Genomic DNA, 2,097 nt, shown 5'->3' on the forward strand with positions numbered 1-2,097 from the left:
GTGCGAGCCCGTACCAGAAGAAGTCGGTGGACAATGCCGTTTACCAGAGCCACGAAGTGCGCCTTGCCTCCGAAGAGCGCCTTTTCAACATGCTGGACTACGTGGTCGGCTGGAACACCGTTTCCGCCCCGACTTCGGTCACCGTCTCGAACGGCATTGCCCCGCACTCGACGATCACCCAAGGGGCCGCGAACCCCAATGGCCCGACCGAATATTCGTGGTTCGGCAACCTGACCGTCCACCCGGTTGAGAAGCTCGAAATCTCGGGCGGCGCGCGCTACATCATCGACAAGTACGATTTCGCCGCCGTGGGCCTCCACCAGCGCGTGACCAAGACGATCTGGACCGCTTCGGCTTCGTACCATTTCAACCCGGACTTCATGCTTTATGCCAACGCGGGTTCGTCGTTCCGCACGCCGGGCAGCAACCTCGGCCTGGCATTCACGCCCTATACCTATCAGGTCTACGCGTTCCTGCCCTATCCGACTAACGATTCGGTCATCCAGCCGGAAACTTCGACTTCCTATGAAGCCGGATTCAAGGCGCAGTTCCTCGATCGCAAGCTGACCCTGAACCTTGATTACTACCATCAGGACTTCAAGAACTACCAGTACGTCAGCCCAGACTTCCTCTACACCTACATTTCCGGCGTCGGTCCTTGGGCGGCGTCACAGTTCGTGGCGGCGCCGATCATCATCGGCACCACCAACGTGCCGGCGAAGGTCGATGGCGTCGAGGGTGATTTCAATTACCACTTCGCCGCCCAGGGCAACATCGGCGGGTCGTTCAGCTACACCAACGGCCGCATCACCGGCGGCGCGCTGGTGCCCTGCAACGTCAATGGCTACAGCACGCTGTCGCCGACCAACCTGCTCGCCCAGTGCGTCGGCGGGGCGATGTCGATCAACCCCAAGTTCGGTGCGCAGCTTCACGCCGATTATGCGCAGCCGATCAACGATCGCCTGACCGGCTTCGTCCGCGGGCAGTTGACCTACCGTGGCGCCACCGCGCCCGGCTTCAACCCCTATGACCATGCCAACGGCTTCGCCGTCGCGAACGTCTACCTCGGCGTTCGTGCGCCCGACAGCGCCTGGGAGCTGACCCTGTTCGTCAAGAACCTGTTCAACAACCAGACCCGCCTGCCGACCTACGGTGGCAATATCCAGGCGGTCACGCCCGAGCAGTCGGGCTATGGCCCGCCGGTCCCGGGCAACCCGGTCGGTTCGAACTACACTTATGTGTCGGTCGTTCCGCCGCGGGCGTTCGGCATCACCGCGCGCTACGCGTTCGGCTCGCGCTGATCCAGGCGGGCTTTAGCGTGATGACTTCAGGTTGAAGCAAGCTTCAACCTGAAGTCATCAGCAACGCTCAAACGCCGCGCGGGCTCATTGCCTTATGACGTGATTCATCATCACGTCATAAGGCTCCAGCGGGGCGGCAGGCTTTCCGGCCTGCCGCCCCGTTTGCGTTCTGGCGCGAGGATTCAAAGGCAGTCCGCGCCTACGCGCCGGGGCTATCGCGCGGTCGGAGACTTGCCGTCCCAGCGCCCGCCGATCGCCAGGATCAGCGCCACCGCGTTGGTCTGGCGAACCACCACCGCGTTGATCCGCGCCGATCGCGCCGAATAGGCGGTGGCCTGCGCGACCACCACCGTGGAATAGTCGATCGTGCCCGCCAGGTACTGGTTGCGCGCGATCGTTTCGGCCCGGTCTGCCGAAACCGCGGCGCGCTCGCGCAGCGCTGCCTCGTCGGCATAGGCCGATACCCCGGCAAGATCGTCCTCGACCTGCTGGAACGCGGCCAGCACAGTCTGCCGATAGACCGCCGCAGCCTGGTCGTATTGCGCGCGCGCCTGCGCCACCCGCGCCCGCGTCGCGCCGAAATCGAGCAGTGTCTGCGCGGCGGACAGGCCCAGCGACCACAGCGTCACCGGCGCCGACACCAGATCGCCGATCGAGCTGGCGCTGAGGCTGCCGTCGGCGGTCAGGCCAAGCTGCGGAAAATAGGCGGCGCGCTGCACGCCGATGCCGGCATTGGCGGCGGCGACGCGGCGCTCGGCCGCGGCGATGTCGGGTCGGCGCTGCAACAGGTCGGATT

2 protein-coding genes are annotated in these 2,097 nt (G+C 64.7%); one reads left to right on the plus strand and one right to left on the minus strand.

The features are described from left to right. Positions 1 to 1,301 (plus strand): TonB-dependent receptor domain-containing protein (locus tag AC1P6P_RS09870; RefSeq protein ID WP_481402271.1); only part of this gene is annotated, 1,301 nt, incomplete at its 5' end. Positions 1,302 to 1,513: 212 nt separating this feature from the next. Here AC1P6P_RS09870 and AC1P6P_RS09875 read toward each other — a convergent pair. Continuing rightward, on the minus strand, positions 1,514 to 2,097 hold a 584-nt coding region (locus tag AC1P6P_RS09875), incomplete at its 5' end, for a TolC family protein (RefSeq protein ID WP_481402272.1).

Source organism: Rhizomicrobium sp. (assembly GCF_056722145.1).